This window comes from Candidatus Zixiibacteriota bacterium (assembly GCA_018820315.1).
Classification (GTDB): domain Bacteria; phylum Zixibacteria; class MSB-5A5; order JAABVY01; family JAHJOQ01; genus JAHJOQ01.
In genome coordinates this window covers 44,133-64,360 of sequence record JAHJOQ010000060.1, presented here as the reverse complement: position 1 = coordinate 64,360, position 20,228 = coordinate 44,133, and the positions used below count along the sequence as shown (strand labels likewise).

Here is a 20,228-nt window from a genome sequence, read left to right as displayed (position 1 = left end):
GGAACAGAGTTCCAACTCATTGATATCGTACCACAGCCAGGCGTGCATGAGAAATTGCCCGGTGCAGGTAGATCCCCACTGGCCGTGCAGCAGGATTCATTGGAATATCCAGATTCGCCACACATCTCGTTTCTGGCTGTGACCTTGTAACAGCGCTGTGATGTGCCAGGATTGTTATCGGTCCAGTTCGTAGTAGCCACACAGGTTTGTTGTACACCGTCTTTATAAACACAGTACTCATCTGCGCCAGGAACAGAGTTCCAACTCATTGATATCGTACCACAGCCAGGCGTGCATGAGAAATTGCCCGGTGCAGGTAGTTCCTGACCGGCGGTACAGCAGGATTGGTTGGAGTAACCGGACTCGCAATTTCCTAACACTGCCGTAACCTTGTAACACCTCTGGGATGTCCCAGGACTGTTATCGGTATAGCTCGTACCCGATATACAGGTGAGCTGCGAGTTATCCCTATAGATACAATATCCCTCGGCTCCTGAAACCGAGTTCCAACTCATTGATATCGCACCACAACCAGGGGTACATGAGAAACCGCTGGGCGCATCTATATCTGTGATGCAGTCGTCCAATGTGAAATCACCAACTGTATAGTTACAGGGGATCGCAGATATACACTCAGTACCGAGGAGTTCTCCTGAACAGCAGCCACGGTCAAACACGAATGCGAAGTCCTGTGCGCTGAAACAGATTGAGTAACTCCCCGATCCATCGGTTGTTGTCGACGTGATAGGACTGTAATTGCAGTCCGCAATTATTACATCGAGATTCGACCACGCACTGCCATTTGAGTGGAGGACTCTGCCTTCCAGGCATATTTCGGTTTGACAAGATGGAAGAGGACCGATATCAATTTGCCAGTTCCCGGCTGGAATGTCCAAGCACTCGGTGTAGTATTGCCAGCAGTCACAATCTCTGAGGAAAACGAACCAATATGATCCCGGTGCTACCGATACCACACAGGTGCCGGAACCATCAGTTTGGCAAGCAGCCACTGGTTCATCAGAACCACACGGTAACACGTAGCAGTACACTCCTGCTTCAAATAGGTTGAGCAGCAGGTTTGCATCACACGGGGGGAACACCTGGTCACCAAAATCCCAGACTCCCGGTGTCGGAGGTAAACAGTCAGTAACATATACGGGATCGCATCCCCGCCAGAAGCCGATAACAATATTGAATGAGGGTGCTTCGAATGCCAGCGAGAAACGACCGTCGTCACCTGTAATCACGCAGTAACCGGCTCCCAGCGGAGTCCCTGCGCAGTCGAATACACAGATTTCCACACCACCCCAGGGTGAACCTCCTTCCGTCAGGACTCTTCCCTTGAGAGTAATAGGGTCATCTGGACAAACACAGTGAGTACATGGATCATTGCAGTCTATCAGGCAGTACGCACCAACAGCTCCAAAGCAGACGGCAGCTGCCCCACACGTGACGGGGTTAGGTGCAGCAACGCACACACCCAGTAACGCCCCACATATGATTCCTGGTAGACCACCTATTCCCCCAAAACAATTGGCTACACACTCCCAATAGCTACAATTTTCTTTCGTGCCTGTGATACCGTCCACAGTCGCAATCCCGGTCTGCAGGTCGATTGTGCACCCACCATACTGATCGCTAAGGATCAGCCTCGTGGATTCAAATTGCATGACCAAGGATTTGCTTAATTCCGCAAAAGAGAACCGCACTGCGAAGGTCTGCCTTCCATTACGATCCTGTCCGTAGCTCGCGATAAGTGCGGTCAATCCGTCGATATAGGTCACGCTCTCGACCCACTCGGGGGACAGCAGCCCAAGACTCCGAGCGTAGGTCAGCGTGTTTTCGAGTTCTACATCCTGAAACGCGGCATCTTCCAGGTCCTTCTGTGACAACGCGGTTCGTGAAGTCAGCAATTCCTCGATTTTCCCTTCGCAATCTGTGCAATTGGGATCGAACTCCATTGCCATCAGCCGATCCAACAGCTCTGTGCTCTGCCCGCTGATTTCGAGCGCGATTTGCTCTCGCGGCAGCAATTCCTCACCAACATAGGGCTGGACAACAACTTGACTCAAGTCGAGCTGTCTCGACATCTTCCCTTCGCCGAATTGTCCCATGTGTTTCTGCTCACCAACCTGTGTCAAAGACACATCTCCCAGCATGACAATGTTCTGCCTGTCAATGGGCTGTGCAGCAGTGGCAGTCTGCTGACACGCCATGAGCAGGACTAGGACACTTAGGGTAATTCCCAGATAATTGTGTCCCGTCGGTTCACTGCGGTTGAAGCTTCTCATCGCTCTCCCTCCCTTTGGGGCAAAAGGTTGCTGAATCTGAAGATTTTTGCACTGATGATGCACATACCTTCGATCTCATCGGTCTGCTTCCGCTCACCACCACCAATTCATGGCGGTGCGATGAGTACGTTTTACCGGGATTACACCATTCCTCGCCGCTGTTCTAATCTGGCCAATCAACCATGAAGGTGCCTAGAACAACATTCCCGAAATTAGTTTAAGGCGATCCAGAAGTCTGTAACTTTGGATGAAGAACGCGATCGGACCGAACCTGAATCCTGTTTGGTAATTTCATTATAAGAATACCGCCGTTTTCAGTCAAGCTTTTTCTCGCGCAAATGTGGGATCCCAAATACAAAGAATCCCCCTTTCTGATCCGGGGTAAGCGTGGCGAAAGGTCTTTGATGCAAACGTACGAGACCGGGAAATCGGAGTGAGCTTGGCAACAGATGGCATTTGCTCTTTGATCTTCTCTTCTCTGGTTTTCAGTTCCATAAAGGTTGGCCAAGCCACGTTGACACGCAACTCTTTCCTACATCTTACTAACAAATTTGACCAGAACAACGGACAATAACGGGAGACACGGGACAGAATACTCTGTCTAAGCTCCTATTGCTATTGCCTGTTTGTGTCCGGTGTTTACCGTTGCCTGAGCAGATTCGTGTACTCGTCACACGAAGGTAGAAGATCTCAGACTCTCACCGTCCACAGGACCGCCAGATTACCGGTTCCGATGGAAGAAATCCGACGGCAAGTGAGATCATATCAATGCAATCAGGCTGCATTTCGCTTGGAGGTCACAATCACTTCAAACGGTAGAGATATTCCAATAGCGTTGCAAGTCCCTGCGTCTACTTGATTCTCGGTACCCTATGCAATAAAGGCGACAGAACAACCCGGCTGCATCAAGTGGAGTGGGATCAACAGCAAGATGACAGCCAGATATCATACTTGCCAAAGACAGAATAATCCCCTAAATTCAAAACCAAAATGTCCGAAACGTTCTGACGACGTACAATGGTTTTGGAATCGAGACTGTTCACTGTGCAACACCACAAAATGCTTTGTTTGAATCGACATGTGTTCGCTACAACCTACTCTTCGGTTATAGGAGGTTTGATGTGAAACGCACTATCTGTTGTGAAGCGGTGTTCATATCTGTCATTTGTACACTTGCGTTTGTCTTGCCGATCCGCCAGGCGGTCAGCGGCCATCCGAATGACGCGGTGGATAGACTTATTGGCCACCTGAACACGGTTGTGAACTACACGGCTGATTATGAGGCTCGGTACTTTGATGATGATAGCACAAAGCAGGATTTCCGAGATCGAGGTCTTGTCGACTTCCGTTCAGTATCAGCCGCGGCCATAGAATTGGCCTTTAGTCTTGATTCCACTCTAGTCGCAGAATATCCACGGAAGACAACGCTTCGCGGGGGACTCCTTGATCTTGAGGCCCGTGCATATGGATATGACGATATCCAATTGTGGGCACTCTGGGCATTAGGGGTTCTATCTGAGAGGGGCCACACTTCGGCAGTTGATGCGATTATTGGGTGCTTCGATTCCTATTCTGATGACTGGCTCTGCGACCAAGCGATGGTTTGCCTTACTGAGCATTCTGGGCCGGCCCTGCCGCGTCTGAAGTTGGCGCTGGCAAACGGCCACCCAGGGCATTATTGGATCAAGTCAACCATGATGAGGATTGGACACCCAAATGCAATAGATCCCTTTGTGGACGAACTGCTTCACACACTGATCCATGGTGGAAGCGATTTGGAGGAGGTAGCCGCGGCTCTTTCCAAGGCGAGCCCAAGTGTAATACCTCGACTCGTAGATGCCGTTCATTCGAGCACTGGATCGTATCGAGTTTGGTATTATGCCGGTGTGGCACTGTCCCTTGTCAAGAATCATGGTGCGCTTGGAGAGTTGGGGAAAGCTTGTCAAGACGAGAACGCGTGGATTCGAGAGAATAGCATCAAAGCCCTTGGGAACATGCGGGGAAGTGCACGCGCCAGCTCCTTGGCAATCAATGCGCTGACCGATACCCAGCCCCAAGTTCGTTATTATGCGGCGGAATCCATCGGGCTAATAAGTCGGCCGGCATGGTCCAAGGGTCTAGATGGGCTTTGGAACCGCTTCCAAAACCTCCTGATGACGCCATCAGAAGTAGAAGCGCTGATTGATGCACTTCAGGACCCAGATAACAACGTTCGGTGCATGTCGGCTTGGGCACTGGGCGAAATCGGAGATCGGCGGGCCATTCCTGCTCTCGAGGAGGCCGGAGACTGCAAAGAACCACTTCTCAAAGAGGAGATTGCTCTCGCCCTTGGAAAGATTGGACACCCCGATGCCCTCGCTTGGCTCAGGACGGGATCGCGGGATAATTGCTTCGTTGTAAGGGATGCAGCTTTGTGGGCGGTCTCCCAGATCGATACGACAGTCGTATGGAGAAGCCCACCCCAGGGATCAGTCGTCGATTCTACACTGCTGCAAGGCGCCCTGGTTCCCGGAGAGAATCTGAAGGCACATTGGAGGATTTATACCGATGTAGAGAGAGGACGGCGGGACTGGTGGATACCGGCGAGTTTCTTCACTGAAGGCAAGAATTGGCTTGGCCTACCGACCTGGGCATCTGTCTCCATCGAATCGAGTGACCCCTATCCCTCGCATGCGGGTCGCACGGTCTTCTCCTTGTCCGATTACACCATGATCCTTAGAATTCGAGGTGAATTTGGGGGGGGAGAGAATATGGCTCACCTTCATCGACGCCCCTAATCATCTAGGCGAATGGAGAGGGCTGGTTAGGCTTCCGCCTCTCCCTACTGATAGGGCACGGACGATCAAGGTAGACCTATCCATGCAATCGGGTCGTGTCAACATGGATCACCTATATCAGATCGTTATAAGTTTCGGCGGGATGGCTTGGGACGAGCCCCTAAACCCCGATGGCGCGACCATAGTGGTTGAAGGCATTGCATTCATTCCAAACGACGACCTGGAGCAGTCCGAGGCCGGAGATGCGGACTGACGTTGCGAGCTTGATATAGACGACGTAGTGTATCGCATCCAGTATATTGTCGCGTTTCAGCAGAAAGTGGACACATAGGGGAGGTGACCTGAGATACGGTTTGGTTAGCATTTGCTGACTGTGAGCGTGCCGCTGCCGTCAAGCCGCCTTTCGCTCCTAATTGACGGCCACTTCGAATGGTATCGAATATCCAATGGTGCTGCAAGTCCCTGCACCGCTATTTGGACACTCAGGGGAAACTTGCTTGAAGAAATTTTGCTGAGAGACATAACCGCTCTTCGTACTTCGAATGCAGTTTCGCAACCCACACAAGAGCTTTCTGTCCAATCGTAACGTGCAGGTGTATTAGGCTATATGTATCAGCCCTCCCAGCAGAGAGTGACCAGCGACCCAAAGTAGGAAGAGAACCGTCACAATTAAGTAGGACTTTGATTTCGCAATGCCGAACACCGTATGTAATCCCATTCCGACTAGAATCATCTTCCAAATAGTAAAGATGTCGATGCTCTGCATGAATCTGAACATGAGGTTATTCTCATCCATGCCGGAAAAGAGTGCTGCCGGGCTGAACCATATATGAGTCGTCCCTTTCAAGAGAATCAAAGGAATCTTCAAGGCTATCTCGGGGATCAATATCAGTGAACTGAATGCGCAGATCGACAGGATCGCTACGAACCTCAACTCGCTCACGAACAGCATGCAGAAAAGCAGCAACACAATCGACAATCCAAGTAGCTTGGCGAATTCCAGCACGCCCAACGCGAGGACACCAAGCCCGGTTCGGAGACTGACCAATTCCGGAGACCGTTGGTTTTCGATATTGTCGAGACGATGCTGGATATCATCCTGCGACATATCCGGATCGTTCTTGACCTGTAACTTAAGATCGTCCATTCTGGTCCCACTCACGGAGACTTCAAAGACTACAGCGCACAGTACCAGAAGCAGGAAGGGTATAACCCATCGAGCCCTCCGAGAAACTGATTCAAAGGTCGAGCGTGGAGAGACGAACAGATTCACGACGTCGCTCCAAGTACTGGGTCGCCTGACCATCTCGGTTCCGGTCTCCCTGACGAGCGCTTCATTGGACATAGAGCCTCCCTTCGTAGTCAATCAGTAATGTGCCAGCGTACCATCCCTTCTGGCCTTGTTAAATCCGGCACGTATTGAGAAGAATCCCAACGGGACTGTGATTGCGGATGCTATCAAGAGAAAGAGCAGCTGGGAAGAAATTTGCTCGATAGACGCATTCTGCGTCAGAGTGAGTCGCAGTGCATGAAGGGCATGTGTAGTCGGCAGAAGCATCGATATGGCTTTCAACGCTCCGGGCAGGTATTCCACCGGAAACAGTACGCCGCTTAGCAGACCCGTGAGCGTTGTGAATATCCATGTCACAGGGTCCCCAACTTTGGTCACCATGATAATTCCCGCACCCATCAAGCCAATTCCCGAGAGCGACGTGATCGTGAGCAGAATGCAGACTGCGGCCCCAGCCAGATTCACCTCCATGGGAATGTCAAAGACGAAGATTACTACAAGTAATAGCAGCGTGACATTCAGGAGCGTACCGAGGAAACTGACCAATCCTGAGTACGAGAGTAGAAGCTCTAGCTTCGTGTTTGTGATCAGCAGGTACTCAAGAGTACCCATCTGTTGCTCGCTTCTGATGGTGTTCTGAAACGAACCGAGAGAGACTCCAACAAAGCTCGTGAACGCCGTACCGATTATCAGATAAGCAAGCAAGTTTCCACCGTATGCGTTCAGAGCCGGAAAACTGTTCCCTTCCGTGAGGAACCTCCCCATGAAAGAGAATTGCAGCAGTCCGATGAAGCTTCCGACGATGCCCAGCACCAGCGCAGTTCTGTAGCTCAGCATTGTTACAATGCCACGCTTGATGAACAGGTAGCCTTTATACATTGCCGCCTCCAGCCAAGTGGAAGAAGACATCTTCGAGGGATGCGTCTCCATAGCGGACGTCCTCCAGGTGAAGCGAAGATCCGGAAAGCAGATTGATCACTTCATTTGCTTCGAGCTTGTCGCTCAATGAAATGCTGATACGATTGTCGTTCACGGTCACGTTGCTGTCCGGGCTGCAGACTCTGATTCTCTTGACGAGCTTCTCCATCTCAACATTGATTGGAGTCCCATTCGCGCCGAAAATCGCGGATATGCAGCTCCGTTCGATACCGCTTCTGAACTCCGAGACAGATCCCGTTCGAAGCAAGATTCCGGCTTTCAGAAATCCTATCGCGTCAGACAATCTCTCGGCTTCCTGAAGGTTGTGCGTCGTGAGAAGTATTGTCTTGCCCCTTTTTTTCAGGTCGAGGATGATCTCCCTGATATGGGACGCAGACGCAGGATCGACGCCGCTGTTCGGTTCATCGAGCAGATAGACAGACGGATCCGACAGAAGCGCACGCGCGAAGTTCAGACGCTTTCTCATTCCAGTACTGAACTTCATAAACGGATGCTTCGCGGAGTCCGTCATGCCGACCATCTCCAGCACTTCATTGATCCGGTCGGCAATGCGTCTGCCTCGTAGCCCCAGCAGCCCACCGAAGAACTCGAGGTTCTGCCTCCCGGAAAGTCGGTAGTAGAATGTCCGTTCGTCGCCGAGTACCAACCCGAGTGGCTGCCTTGCGGCATACTGATCTCTGAGCGTGTCGTACCCACAGATGGATGCCTGCCCCTGCTGTGGGATAATTAATCCGGAGAGTATGCGTATCAGCGTAGTCTTGCCGGCACCATTGGGACCGAGCAGAGTGAATATCTCACCGGGGCGAACGGTCAGAGTAACTCGATCGAGAGCAGACCGCTCCGCTCTCGGATAGCGGTAGCATATGTTGTTGAGAGTGATCATGACATCTGTGCAACCTTGTTACGATGTCGGGTGAAACGCAGGACAACCAGGACAGCAGTATACAGGACCACCGCCACACCCGCACCAACGAATCCCGTGTTAGCCAAGGCATGCAACCAGATCGGAAGCAGGAGACTTCGAGTATACCAGTAAAACGTCGACACAAGTATTGCCGTTATGAATAGCCCGATTACAAGTGAGAAGTCCTTCGTAGGAATGTGAACAGATGACCAGATCAGGCTGCTGAGGAGAATCGAGTAAAACAGGCTGTGGTTCAGCGGCCCGAGTAGCTTCCTGAACAGGTGCACCAAAATCACGCGAAACACAACCTCCTCGACAACAACACCGAACAGACCTAACCAAGTGCCGAGCAACGGTGGAACAAGGATGGACGAACGGCTGGTGAAAGCATAGATAGTGTAAGCAGAGCAGAAGATGACTGTCGTCCAGCTAACGACCCCTCCAGAGAGTCCATACCGGGAAACATCGGCTCCCGATACCACGGCAAACCTGATTGCCGCTGCCGTCAGGATGACCCAAAACGCCACCATCAGATACTGCACAGCAGCAAGTATGGTCAAATCAACCTGTGATGCTTGAACCACATTGCTCACGGCACCGCCGATGACGTAGACCATGCACACGCAGAGCAAGCCAGCTTCCCGCCTATGCAATCGATCAAACGGTCGAACAAAACTTCCGAGTGCCACAGCGCTTATGAATCCTTCTCGCATTCTCAGGATCTTCACCGACTCAACTACTACTTTAGATCGTCGTAGAAGTAAACGAGACAATAGTCACAGTTGAGCAAACAGAGACTAATACATATCCAAGGTAGAATTACGCATTCAGGACCTCCACCCTTGATCGGCGAACCTGATGGATTAACAAGCCAGTTCATAGAATTGCCCTTTCTCTTAATAAAATCGTTTCAGTCTAACGCGGCAAGGTTATTCTTGACCTTCCACATTTCGCTTAGCGCACCACAGGATCTGTGAAACAACCTGCGTTGGGGACGCAAGGATGTACATCGAAGAAACATGCCTGACTGCAGCATATGACGATGCTACAAACAGTGCCTAAGTCACCCGAACGCATTGGGATCACCAACCAGTTCATCTGAACCTCCTTTGAGTGATTTGAGCGTGATCTACACTATGAACAATCACGCTTGTTTACCTCTTCCGTTGCGAAACAGCAAGTTTGCCCCGCTTCTGTGCTTCGCTGAACAATTCCAACATCTTTCTAAGATTAAACTTCCACCAAATGCATGTGCCGTTGTCTCCACCATTCTCGTCTGCGCCGAAAAGCGACCTATAAGGACAGCCACCCATACAAACGGGAAGAACTTCGCAGTCGTTGCATTTCACCGCGAAAGGTGTCCAACCAAGCCAGTTGATAGAATTCCGAGTTGCGTCGACACCTTCATGAGTCAAATCACCGGTTCGCATGTCATGCCTTCCGACCGTATTCCAGCAGTTGTGGACATCACCGGACGGTTCGATTATCGATGCTACGCTCTTAACTGCGCCACAATTCCCCAAATTGGCGAATGGGTATGTTGAAATCCTGAAATCGAGCTCCAGAGCCTTCCTGTACGCAACGACCTGAAAGTCAGCAAACTCCTCGTTTGCCATACAGAAATCCGGGGTATCACGACATGAGTTCGAGTACTCAAGCACCTGCCCGAAGTAGATATTCACCTTCTCTCGGTCGTGCAATCCGCGCTTCCGTAAGTCACACAGCAATTCGCTTATGGATGAGCTATTTCTGTTGTCGGCATTGATTCGAATGGATAGGGTCAAGTCCGTCTGCTCCGAAACAGCAGTCACGTTCTCAACTATTCGGTCGAATGTACCAGAGCCGCCGCGTAGCGGTCTTCTTGAATCATGTACGGCTTTGACGCCGTCAAGTGTGACCTGGCAGAATTTCACACCGTTTTGTGCCAGGATCACTGCGGTTCTGGGAGTCAACAAGTAACCATTCGTGATTATTCCGGCAAAATACCGCGACTGCTTCCGCTCACATATCTCCTTGAATCGCTTCGAGAGTGACTCAATAATGTCAAGACGCAGCAGCGGCTCTCCACCGTACCAGGTCACTGTGAAAACTGAGTTCTCCTTGATCCGGGACTCCGCGAGTTCCACAAGATTGTCCTGAACCTCCTCGGACATAGCTCTCTTGGAAGGGTCCTTTGAGACATGTACGCTTGAGTCTTCGTAGCAGTAGTCACAGGCAAAGTTGCAGTTGAGAGTCGGGATGATGGTCATTCCGGTGGACTGTTCACTGAATCTTGCAGAATAATGTGCTGCCCGGATTGAACTCAGCTCATCCAGGTCCTCTGGAATGAGAAAGCCACCCCTGAACAACTCTTTGCAGAATTCATCTTCCGAGTCGATCTCAAACGGCTCCCTGGAAGCCGTCATTTGAGCGAAGCGATCTCGCTTGTCGGGATCAATACTCCCGAGTCCGCACGACATTGCATTAAATCCGAGAACATCACCATCCTGTCCGGTGACTATATGATTATACCTTGATGCTTTGACTCTCTTCTTCATGGCGAATTCCCCATTTTCATTCACAGGATCATTAACCAAGCCTTTCCATACTTTCTGTTGTGGACTAATAGCAAATGAAATGCCAATATGGCACTTTGCGAATCATGACTGTAAACGGCTGTAGTTGAGTAGAAACTGATCTGGAAATCAAAAAATGAGGAGAGATCGCCCGCAGATTTACGCATCATCCTACGCAACGCGATTGCGATTAGTGGCTAAGATAATCAAGGTCAGAGGATTACTGGTTGCGTAGAAGTGCGCACAGGTACTCCGTGAATTACGCAAGTTGAGGAAAACTAAGGGGAGAGCCTGAACTTCTTAATGCGGTTGCGAACGGTGCCCTCGGAAACTCCCAGTCTGCGGGCGGTAGCTCTCCGGTTCCAACGTGTCTCCTTTAGGATACGCTCCAACCTGTCTCTCTCGCCTCCTTCGTGACGATCAACCGTGCGGAGAAGCTTCAGGAATCGTCCGTAGTCTCCGTTGCTCTCGATTGCACACGAGTGCAAGAATGCTCTAAACTCCCTGACGTTGCCCGGCCATTCGTACTCGGTCAGTGAGAGAGGAACTTGTTTGGACAAATTGCAGATCGAATCATTATCGGCATTGGGAAAGAGCTGCCTGGCAAAATGGGTCAGCAAAAATGGAATTTCTTCAAGTCTCTGCCTAAGTGTTGGCAGCTCTATCTGAAGCTCCTTCAGTCTGTGGAAGAGATCCGCGCGGAATTCGCTCTCCGCGATGCGATTCTTGATGTCGTGGTTGGTTGCAGAAATCAATCGGAAATCTACCTTGCGTTTGGTGGTTTCGCCGAGTCTTCGGACTTCGTGTGTCTCCAGAACCTCCAGAAGCTTCGCTTGAAAGACCAGTGTCGCGTCGGCAATCTCGTTCAGGTAGAACGTCCCACCCTCCGCAGCCTCGATCAATCCGCGTTTGTGCTCCTCAGCGCCAGTAAATGAGCCCTTCCGACAGCCAAATAGCTCGGCCTCCACCATGCTGTCCGGAATAGCCGCAGCGTTGACTGTGATGAACTCGCCGGTTCGTCCACTTTGACAATGGACATAGCGTGCCAGCAAATCCTTGCCTGTGCCGGTTTCACCGGTCAATAGGACATTTATGTCACTCTCAGCAGCACTCCTTGCGAGCACAAGGACCTTCTTCATGATCTTGCTGCCCGCTATGATGACAGGTTCGCTATCGCTCTGAATTACATCGGGTATCGAATCCAGTCTCAACATCCTGACCGCATCATCAACCTGCTCGACCCGTTTCGGGACATCCATTTCGATAAACAACATCCGCGACATTTCGAGATGACGCATGCGTTCATCGAAACTGTATGACTCAGACTTGCCGGCTGCGAGATACGACAGCGCGAGTTCGTAGCGCGCACCTATCTCGCGCAGAAGATCGATCGACTTACTGAAATAGTCGCGAGCGGAATCGTTCTCTTTCTTGTGTGCATATATCTGACCGTAAGCACGGTAGAGCGCACCGAGTTCGATGCGTTCGCTGATCTTGGTGATTGATGCCTCGGCTTTGATAGCGGTCTCTTCTGCGATGTCGAATTTCTCTTCGGCGATATAGACATCTGTCAGCATACGCAGAGTCTGCGCCACCGCCGATGCTGTCGGTTCCGGCATATCGAGAACTTTCTGGTAACATTCGCGTGCTTTGGCGTAGTTGCTTTCAAAGTGCGACAAAAGCCCCAGATATTCCAGACAAACGTTGATGTCTTGTGGCATTTTCAACTCTGAGAATAGTCGCAGTGCACATTCAATATGGCACTGTCCGAGCGGGGCCTGCAATCGAAAAACGGCAATCATACCTTCAAGGAATGTAGAGCTTGCTTGCGCTCTCAAGTCAGATGGTGACGGAGATACTGAATCCAGGACAGTGCTAGCCTTTTGGAACTGCCCCATGTATGTGAGGACTCTTGCCAGGTTTCGTTTAACATTGTCAACTCTATCCTGAGAATGGTACTTGGCAGCATACCTGATTGTCAACTCCAGCACCTCACATGAGCGTCTGAAGTTGCCGGTAATGTAATGAAGCTGAGCCATGTGGCTGAGCGGAAAGAACAAGGATTTGTAGTCGAGAGTCCTCTTGTAAAATACATAGGATTCTGTCAAGGCTTCCTCTGCATCACCGAATCTTCCTAGGCGGATGAGGATTAACCCAAGAACATGCTTGATATCTGCAAGGAATGCATTGTCATTTGTTGCACGTACAATACGCGCTGCTGATCGGATCTTCAATAGAGCTTCGCGGTATTTCCCTAACTTGAACAGACACTTGGAGTGGAGATAGAACATTCGCGCTTTCAACATATGCGCGTTGCTTTTGACTACCGAGTTGCGCAGCTGTTCAATCAAAGCTAGTGCTTCAGAGTAATTCGACTCTGAAATCAGCTTCTCTACTTTCTGCTCAGTGACATTGAATGTCCGAGAGACCATTACCCTCTACTCCAAATTCTGGATTCTCATTTCATGTCATCATCCCAGCCACCATCATCCCCATCCGGCCGACTGTCACTGATTACTGGATCTCCGGGTGGAGTGCCGGACATGCTTGGTGGTTCGATATCGTCTCCGAACAGGTCGGTCAGCGATGAGGCCATTTCAAGGAGATCATCGAGAACAGACCCCAGTGAGCTGTTCTCAGTTTCAGGCGGGAATGTTTCGGCTGATGCGGTAGGAGTGCTTTGTGCGGCGGCAGAGCTTGCGCTCGATGCGGCCGGTGTCGCGCTGTCGTCGGCTTGCGAGATCGTGGGACAGACCAATCCCAGCATCAACAACGCGAGGGTGAGGGACAGAATCACCCGTTTCATTGTCACATCTCCCGTTAAAGTAATATCTATTTCTTCAAATGCTCTCTGCTCAGTTGTCAGGATCAGAAGGATGCTAAACTAGAATACACCAATATTCAATCTCAGTCAATACAAGAACCATCTCTTCTGCCAATCTGATCGTGCGACTTCGAATTGACATCGAGTGGACAAGTTATATTAACCCTGTGTAATTATAGGCATTGCCCCTGTCAGAACCTGTCAGTGTAACACCGGGTTTCTTGACTTTCTTCCTTCTGTTTGAAACGAGCATTCATAGCCTAAGGTTTGGAAAATATTTTCGTAGGTATGGCATTGCGGAATCGAGGCAATCATGAGTGTCCCATTGCCAGATCTCAGAATCCACCTTGCATCTGCAAACGAAATCTGTTTCTCTGCGTGTGTGTATCTCCCTGTCTTTAGGCCACTTTGCGGTTTTGGACGATGGTCACTTCGACTGGTATGATTGTTCCAATGGTGTTGCAAGTCCCTGCACCGCTATTTAACACCATTGGAAGTCCACTTTCAGCGAGCATATTAAGCGGCATTACCTTTCCATGTATCTTGATGAAGTTCTTCCGGAGTGTTCGACTGCTCTGACTACAAGCTTGTCGGGGAACACATTCTTCAATGCAGTCCGAAATACACCGATAGCTTCGGTGTGATTCTGCAGCAGCTCGCTGAGTCGTGAGAGCTTCCTTCTCACCCACGCTGAGTCGATGTCTTCGATTGTGGATATCTGGCCTGTCAAATTCGCCAACTCTCGCTCGACATTCTGAAGTTGAGACTCCTTTACAACCAACCGCTTCTTGAGTGAATCCGTGAGCTTGCCTTCTTCCGCTACAACCAACAAATTCTCTATTGATCTCTTAAGTGTTGTCTTCTGACTCAGCAGCGTCTCTCGACTAGTGTCCGGAGATTGGTAGGAAGTGTCTCATTCTCCTGAGCAATCTTCCCAATGTGCCTGCTGAAGTAAGAAATAGCCGTTTGATCTCAATTCCCCAAGGCTTGGTTCCAAGGTTCGAACAAGCTTGTGTGATGCCTTTCACCGCTTCAGCCTTGAATCTGAAACGCCTACTCTGCTGGTAACCCAGAAAGGTGCAATCGATACAACTACAAGATAGCAAACCCCAACTTCATCCCACCATTCCTCCGCATTTTATCGCGAGCGTGCTCGCATCACAAAGTAGCTCTTTAGATCAGAAGCACAAAACCCCTCTTCGGCAACAGCCCCTCTTCTGTGTAAATTTGCATTCGATCGTCGAAAAACTGTTTGACTTGGCGATTATCCGAGTTATACTCAGGTTTGTTTTCGTTCGCCAGGAATAGCCGGACTAACTCAGACGAAGCAGGAGTCAATCCATGGTCGTTTCACCCAAGTCCCATGTTGACGAAGATGTTTGGATACCAACCAGTTGTGGACAATGCTACTGTATGTGCGGTATCAGGGCACGCCGTCAGAATGGAATCGTCACCGAGCTGGCCGGGAATCCGGATGCACCCACAGGGCGGGGTCATATCTGCGTTAAGGGTTTGGCTGCGCAGCAGTTGTTATACGATCCCTATCGGGTGAATTACCCTCTGAAACGCACCAATCCTGAGAAAGGGCTTAAGGTCGATCCCATGTGGAAGCGTATCTCGTGGGAAGAAGCACTCGACACGATTGTGCAGAAACTGAAGGAGTGTCGCGAGCGAGACCCGCGAGGGGCTTATTTCCAGGCGACAACGACTCAGGCATCGGAGATCCGTTTCGGGGTCATCGGCTTCATGAAGGGTTTCGGCACACCAAACTACTGGGTATCCGGCGGCGGGCTGCACTGCGGCAACGGCGCCCACTTCATGAACGGCATCATGCATGTATCCTGGTCGATCATCCCGGACTTCGCGCACTGTAACTACGCACTGAACTTCGGTTGCTCCAAGGGACACGGCGCAGGTCACGTGGCCGTCCAGAACGCCACGCAGGTTGCCGACGCCCGGGCTCGCGGCTTCAAGAATATTGTCTTCGATCCCTTCCAGAGTGCCCAGGCCTCCAAAGCGCACGAGTGGGTGCCAATCCGTGTCGGCACAGATGGTGCACTGGCTCTCGGACTGGTCAACTCGCTCCTCAACGAACACGGCATCTACGACGCCGAGTATTTGATGTACAAGACCAATGGTCCGTACCTAATTCAGCCCTCCGACGGGCGATACATGCGCGATCCGGAGACCAACAAGCCGCTCGTGTGGGACCTGATCGATAACTGCCCCAAGGTCCACAACGATCCATCTGTGACGCGGGTCGAGTACGAGGATGAAGCCCACGAGGTCGCGCTTACCGGCACCTACCCTGTCAACGGTACAGAGTGCCGTCCGTCCTTCGACCTCTTGAAGGAACACGTCAAGAGGTATACGCCGGAGTATGTAGAGAAGATCACCTGGGTGCCGGCTGCTACCGTTAGCCGCATTGCCAGGGAATTCGGCGAAGCGGCCGAGATCGGATCAACGGTCACAATCGAGACCAGCAACGGTCCGAAAAGGATCCCCAAACGTCCTGTCGCGACACACTTCTTCCGTGGCAGCCAGGGACACACTAACTCCGGCTGGACTTGTCTCTCAATCGATATGGTGAACCACATGGTCGGTGCGGCTGACACCTACGGCAGCGCACTCGGTTTGGGAGCAGCGGTCGGAAGTGGATACGAAAAGACCGGCAAACCTTATCAAATACCGTACCCATGTCCGGACGGTCTGCTGGTCGCCAAGACCTGGGTGTACGACCACAAGCCATACCCAATGCGTGTGCCGCAGGCACCGACCCGACTGGATTTGCACGACATGTTTCCGACTTCGATTTATAATGCATTTACCATAACCAGCCCGAGATGGTTCGAGATGCTGGAACGCTTCAAAATCCCGTACAAGCCGGATGTCATGATCAATTTTGGCTCTAACTCCGTAATGACGATGGGCAATTCGGAGGCGGTAACGGAAAACTTTCTGAAGAAATTCAACTTTATCTTTTCGTTCCAACTTTATATCACGGAATTTGAAGAGGCGGTGGCGGATATCGTGCTGCCTGATGCCTGTTTCCTCGAGCGCTACACACCGGCAGTGAGCTTCCCCTCGACCTTCTCTCATCCGCAAGGTGAGGACGATTGGGGCTGGACAATCCGGCAGCCGGTGGTCGACCCGCTACACGAACGGCGCGATTTCAACGAGGTCATGCTGGAAATCTGTAAGCGCCTCGACATCCACGGCCGTTTCTACAAGGGGCTCAACGACTCGATCGGAGTGCGGTATGGCGGTGAGATGGAAGAAAAGTACAAGCTGACGGAAGACGGTAGCGTCTTTCATTCCTGGGAGGATGTTACCGACCGCCTGCTCAAGGACCGGTTTGGCGAAAAGCACGGCCTCGAACATGTGAGGAAAACAGGTGTGTTCACCTGGCCGAAGAAGAAGGAGGACGTATACTGGAAGTGGTTCAATCCCTCGAGGGTACCGATCTACTTCGAGTACTTCATCGACTCCGGTGAGCAAATCGACAAGCTGTGGAACGAATATGGCGGCAAGGACTTTTTCGACTTTGACTGGTCTCGCTTCAAAGCGCTAGCGGACTGGTATCCGTGCCCAACGCACACCGAAGACAATCCTGAATACGATATGCACACTTTCTACTGGCGCGCAGTCATGCACACCAACTCGATGACGCAGCAGAATCCTTATCTCGATGAATGTTCGCAGGAGGATCCGAACGTTTACGCAGTGCAAATGCATTTGGAGACAGCCAGGGCGAAGGGGATTGCTGACGGCGACAAGGTCTGGCTTGAGAATCCGGAGGGCCATCGTGTAAAGGGCTGGGTCTCCCTCAGCGAGGGGATCGAACCACATCATCTTGCCATAGCCGCCGTCGCGGGTCACTGGGGCAAGTACATGCCTATTGCCAGGAACAAGGGAACATTCTTTAACGACTTGGTGGAGATGGATCTGGATCACACCGATCCGCTTACTTTCAACCAGGACATCTGCGCCCGAGTGAAGATCTACAAGGCAGATGAATAGTCGAATAATGAGTCAGGATGTCGTGAAACCGTCACGACCGGAGCCAGATATGCCACAATACGGAATGGTCATCGATCTCAAGAGGTGCTACGGGTGTTACGCCTGCGCCATGGCCTGCAAGACCGCGAACCATACGCCACCGGGCGTTTTCTGGGCACGTGTGCTAATGAGTGAGGTGGGCACTTATCCCAATGCCGTCCGGCAAGCCCTTCCTGTGCTTTGCATGCAGTGCGAGGAACCATCGTGTATGGAAGTGTGTCCTACTGGAGCCACACAGAAGCGGGACGACGGGATCGTGATAGTGGAAAAAGACAAGTGTATGGGATGCAAGTACTGCATGATGGCGTGTCCTTATGGCGCGCGGTACAGCGTGGAGAAGTGGGAGAGTTATTTCCCCGATGGACTCCCTCTTTCGCCTCTGGAGGAGTTCCAGAAAAAGGCGTGGGAGAAAAAATCAGGCGTCGGCGTGGCGACGAAATGCGATTTTTGCCTGGACAGGATCGTCGAGGGCAAACAGCCGGCGTGCGTAGAGGCGTGCCCTGCCAAGGCACGTATATTCGGACTTATCGACGACCCGAACAGCGAAGTGTCCATCCTGATCAAGAAGGAGCGCGGGCAGGTACTGAATCTGGAGTTCGGGAACAAGCCCAAGGTGTACTACCTCTTTCCGAGGTGATCGTGCCAGAGAATCGGACAGGCCGCATACAGCGGGCAGTCATTTGGGAGAAGTGCTATGGATCCGAAAGTTAATGGTCAGTTGCAACATGACTGGGGTTGGCTTATTGCCGTCTACTTATTTCTCGGAGGCGTCGGCGGCGGAGCTTACACGATCGCCGCCGTCAACAGATTCCTGGGAACAGGTCTCGAACTGTCTACGACCGTTGGGCTGTGGATCGGTTTCCCGGCTCTCCTGATTGGAACTCTCTTCCTCATTGCGGACCTTGGTTCGCCGAGCCGAGCCGTTCTCGCCGCCATGAAGCCAGGGACTTCCTGGATCGCCCGCGGCACCTTGATAATTGCGTGTTTCATGATCTTGTCGTTCATGCATCTGATCCTTCATCAGTTCACGAATGTCGGTGCGACGGCCGGAGGCAAAACTACCATTGACGTCATCGCTATTGCGGGACTCGTGTTTGCCATCGGGACGATGGCCTACACTGGTATCCTGCTCAGCGCGTCCAAAGGGATACCGTTCTGGCGCTCGGGTGTGGTGCCGGTGGTATTCGTTGTCTCTGCGACGGTGACTGGTCATTTCGCTATCATGCTCGGTATAACGTTGTTCGGTACGACCGCTGCCACACTGGAGCCTCTGTGGACAATGGCGCTCGAAGCGGCCGGCCTGGTAGTTCTGGAAGTGCTTGTAATCATTTTCTTCCTGCAGGCTGCTTTTCGTCAGCCCGACCCCAGAGAATCGGCGATGCGCATCCTGCGCAAGCGCATGTTCATCATCGGATACTTCATCCTTGGACTGGCCGCGCCGCTAATTCTGATGCTAATCGTATATCGCTCAACAGCCGAAGCTGGAACAGGCGTTTCCACCGTCGTTGCGATTGGTGCGATATTAGGACTGGTGGGCGGACTGATCCTGAGACAGGCAGTTCTAATTTGTGGTGCTCTGCCAACGCTAAACATAGCTGGTTTCGAGTTCCGTCGGATCCACCGACCCAAGGAGCCGAAGCCGGACATCGGCTTGCTTCCGCCCAAGTAATGCCGGTTATTTGCGAAGACATCGCTACATTCGAAAATCAGTGCATCGATGGAGTGGAGTGAGTTGACCGAGGATAGACCAGACCAGTCTCCAGAAGCCGTGCGGTACGTGCTGGCGGATCGCATCTCGACGGGAGATGCTGCGGATCAGCCTAAGGAGGAGGAAGTCTGTGTCGTCGTGGAAGTCCCTATGACGATCGACGTGGAGGGCGTGGAAACTTATACACTTCTGTGCACTCCCACCGACAGGCGAGCCTTGGCGGTTGGTTTCCTTCTTACCGAGGGCATCGTCGAGCAGATGGGCGATTTCGAAGCTCTCAAGAAATGCGACGATGATCCTAACATCATTCGCGTCCGGTTGGCTGACAGGATTCCGAGGATCGGCGATGCAGGCCGTAATTTGATGATCGTTTCTTCCTGCGGAGCATGCGGGAGTGAGAATCTCAAGGAGCGAATTGATGCACTGCCAAGCGTCGACGATACGTTAAGAATCAAGGCCAAACTGCTGCGTTCCGTCCACGGCGCCCTACGCAAGCGGCAGAGTCTGTTCGAAGCAAGTGGTGGGACACATGCAGCGGCTGTATATGATGAGGCCGGAAAGATTCTCTCCTACGCCGAGGACACTGGCCGCCACAATGCGCTCGACAAGGCAATCGGAAAGTGCCTGCTGGCCGACATCCGGACCTCCGGTCGGGGGGCGGCGCTCACCAGCCGACTCAGCCTGGAGATGGTTGGCAAGTGCGCTCGCGCTGGGATCGAATTGATCACCGCCGTATCCGCTCCGACATCAATGGCGATCGACGTGGCGAGCAAATGCAACATCACGCTATGTGCTTTTGTTCGTGAGACGCGCGCAACTGTGTTCACACATTCCGCCCGAGTTATCTGTACAGGCGGGTAGTTCGACTACTCGCTCTGGT

Annotated in this window: 15 protein-coding genes; 6 read left to right on the top strand and 9 right to left on the bottom strand. The window is 51.8% G+C overall.

Going from position 1 to position 20,228, the window contains the following annotated elements:
* Nucleotides 1-2,291: hypothetical protein (locus tag KKH67_05600; protein ID MBU1318658.1), on the bottom strand; the 2,291-nt coding region annotated here is incomplete at its 3' end.
* Nucleotides 2,292-3,412: 1,121 nt separating this feature from the next.
* Between KKH67_05600 and KKH67_05595 the strand changes: the two genes are divergently transcribed.
* Together KKH67_05595 and KKH67_05590 are read left to right on the top strand one after the other, a co-directional pair.
* A complete protein-coding gene (locus tag KKH67_05595) occupies nucleotides 3,413-5,068 on the top strand; it encodes a HEAT repeat domain-containing protein (GenBank protein MBU1318657.1) in 1,656 nt (551 codons plus the stop codon).
* A gap of 82 nt (nucleotides 5,069-5,150) precedes the next feature.
* Nucleotides 5,151-5,321 carry a hypothetical protein gene (locus tag KKH67_05590; GenBank protein ID MBU1318656.1) on the top strand — a complete coding sequence of 57 codons (171 nt, stop codon included), beginning with the start codon at nucleotides 5,151-5,153 and terminating at the stop codon, nucleotides 5,319-5,321.
* Nucleotides 5,322-5,666: 345 nt separating this feature from the next.
* Here KKH67_05590 and KKH67_05585 read toward each other — a convergent pair whose 3' ends face one another.
* The 8 genes from KKH67_05585 to KKH67_05550 form a co-directional block, all read right to left on the bottom strand.
* Nucleotides 5,667-6,413: a YIP1 family protein gene (locus tag KKH67_05585; GenBank protein MBU1318655.1), complete on the bottom strand. Its 747-nt coding sequence runs from the start codon at nucleotides 6,411-6,413 to the stop codon at nucleotides 5,667-5,669.
* A gap of 21 nt (nucleotides 6,414-6,434) precedes the next feature.
* A complete protein-coding gene (locus tag KKH67_05580; protein ID MBU1318654.1) occupies nucleotides 6,435-7,268 on the bottom strand; it encodes an ABC transporter permease in 834 nt (277 codons plus the stop codon).
* A complete protein-coding gene (locus tag KKH67_05575; GenBank protein ID MBU1318653.1) occupies nucleotides 7,231-8,181 on the bottom strand; it encodes an ABC transporter ATP-binding protein in 951 nt (316 codons plus the stop codon). Before KKH67_05575 ends, KKH67_05580 begins: the two co-directional genes overlap by 38 nt.
* A complete protein-coding gene (locus KKH67_05570) occupies nucleotides 8,178-8,930 on the bottom strand; it encodes a CPBP family intramembrane metalloprotease (protein ID MBU1318652.1) in 753 nt (250 codons plus the stop codon). Before KKH67_05570 ends, KKH67_05575 begins: the two co-directional genes overlap by 4 nt.
* Nucleotides 8,931-9,356: 426 nt before the next feature.
* On the bottom strand, nucleotides 9,357-10,739 hold the full coding sequence (locus tag KKH67_05565; protein ID MBU1318651.1) for an SPASM domain-containing protein: 1,383 nt from the start codon (nucleotides 10,737-10,739) through the stop codon (nucleotides 9,357-9,359).
* A gap of 296 nt (nucleotides 10,740-11,035) precedes the next feature.
* The gene (locus tag KKH67_05560) at nucleotides 11,036-13,189 is read right to left on the bottom strand and encodes a sigma 54-interacting transcriptional regulator (protein ID MBU1318650.1); all 2,154 of its coding nucleotides are present in this window, start codon (nucleotides 13,187-13,189) and stop codon (nucleotides 11,036-11,038) included.
* A 26-nt stretch (nucleotides 13,190-13,215) separates the two neighbouring features.
* Nucleotides 13,216-13,563, bottom strand: a complete 348-nt coding sequence (locus KKH67_05555) for a hypothetical protein (GenBank protein MBU1318649.1) — start codon at nucleotides 13,561-13,563, stop codon at nucleotides 13,216-13,218.
* A gap of 544 nt (nucleotides 13,564-14,107) precedes the next feature.
* Complete coding sequence (locus tag KKH67_05550) at nucleotides 14,108-14,410, bottom strand: hypothetical protein (GenBank protein MBU1318648.1); 303 nt, start codon at nucleotides 14,408-14,410, stop codon at nucleotides 14,108-14,110.
* Between the two features lie 512 nt (nucleotides 14,411-14,922).
* Here KKH67_05550 and KKH67_05545 point away from each other — a divergent pair.
* From KKH67_05545 to fdhD, 4 genes are all read left to right on the top strand, one after another.
* Nucleotides 14,923-17,601 (top strand): molybdopterin-dependent oxidoreductase, encoded by a 2,679-nt coding sequence (locus KKH67_05545; GenBank protein ID MBU1318647.1) that lies wholly within the window; start codon nucleotides 14,923-14,925, stop codon nucleotides 17,599-17,601.
* 64 nt (nucleotides 17,602-17,665) lie between these two features.
* Complete coding sequence (locus tag KKH67_05540) at nucleotides 17,666-18,277, top strand: 4Fe-4S dicluster domain-containing protein (GenBank protein ID MBU1318646.1); 612 nt, start codon at nucleotides 17,666-17,668, stop codon at nucleotides 18,275-18,277.
* A 57-nt stretch (nucleotides 18,278-18,334) separates the two neighbouring features.
* Nucleotides 18,335-19,309: a polysulfide reductase NrfD gene (gene nrfD / locus KKH67_05535; protein MBU1318645.1), complete on the top strand. Its 975-nt coding sequence runs from the start codon at nucleotides 18,335-18,337 to the stop codon at nucleotides 19,307-19,309.
* Between the two features lie 63 nt (nucleotides 19,310-19,372).
* A complete protein-coding gene (gene fdhD, locus KKH67_05530; GenBank protein ID MBU1318644.1) occupies nucleotides 19,373-20,209 on the top strand; it encodes a formate dehydrogenase accessory sulfurtransferase FdhD in 837 nt (278 codons plus the stop codon).
* Nucleotides 20,210-20,228 lie beyond the last annotated feature (19 nt).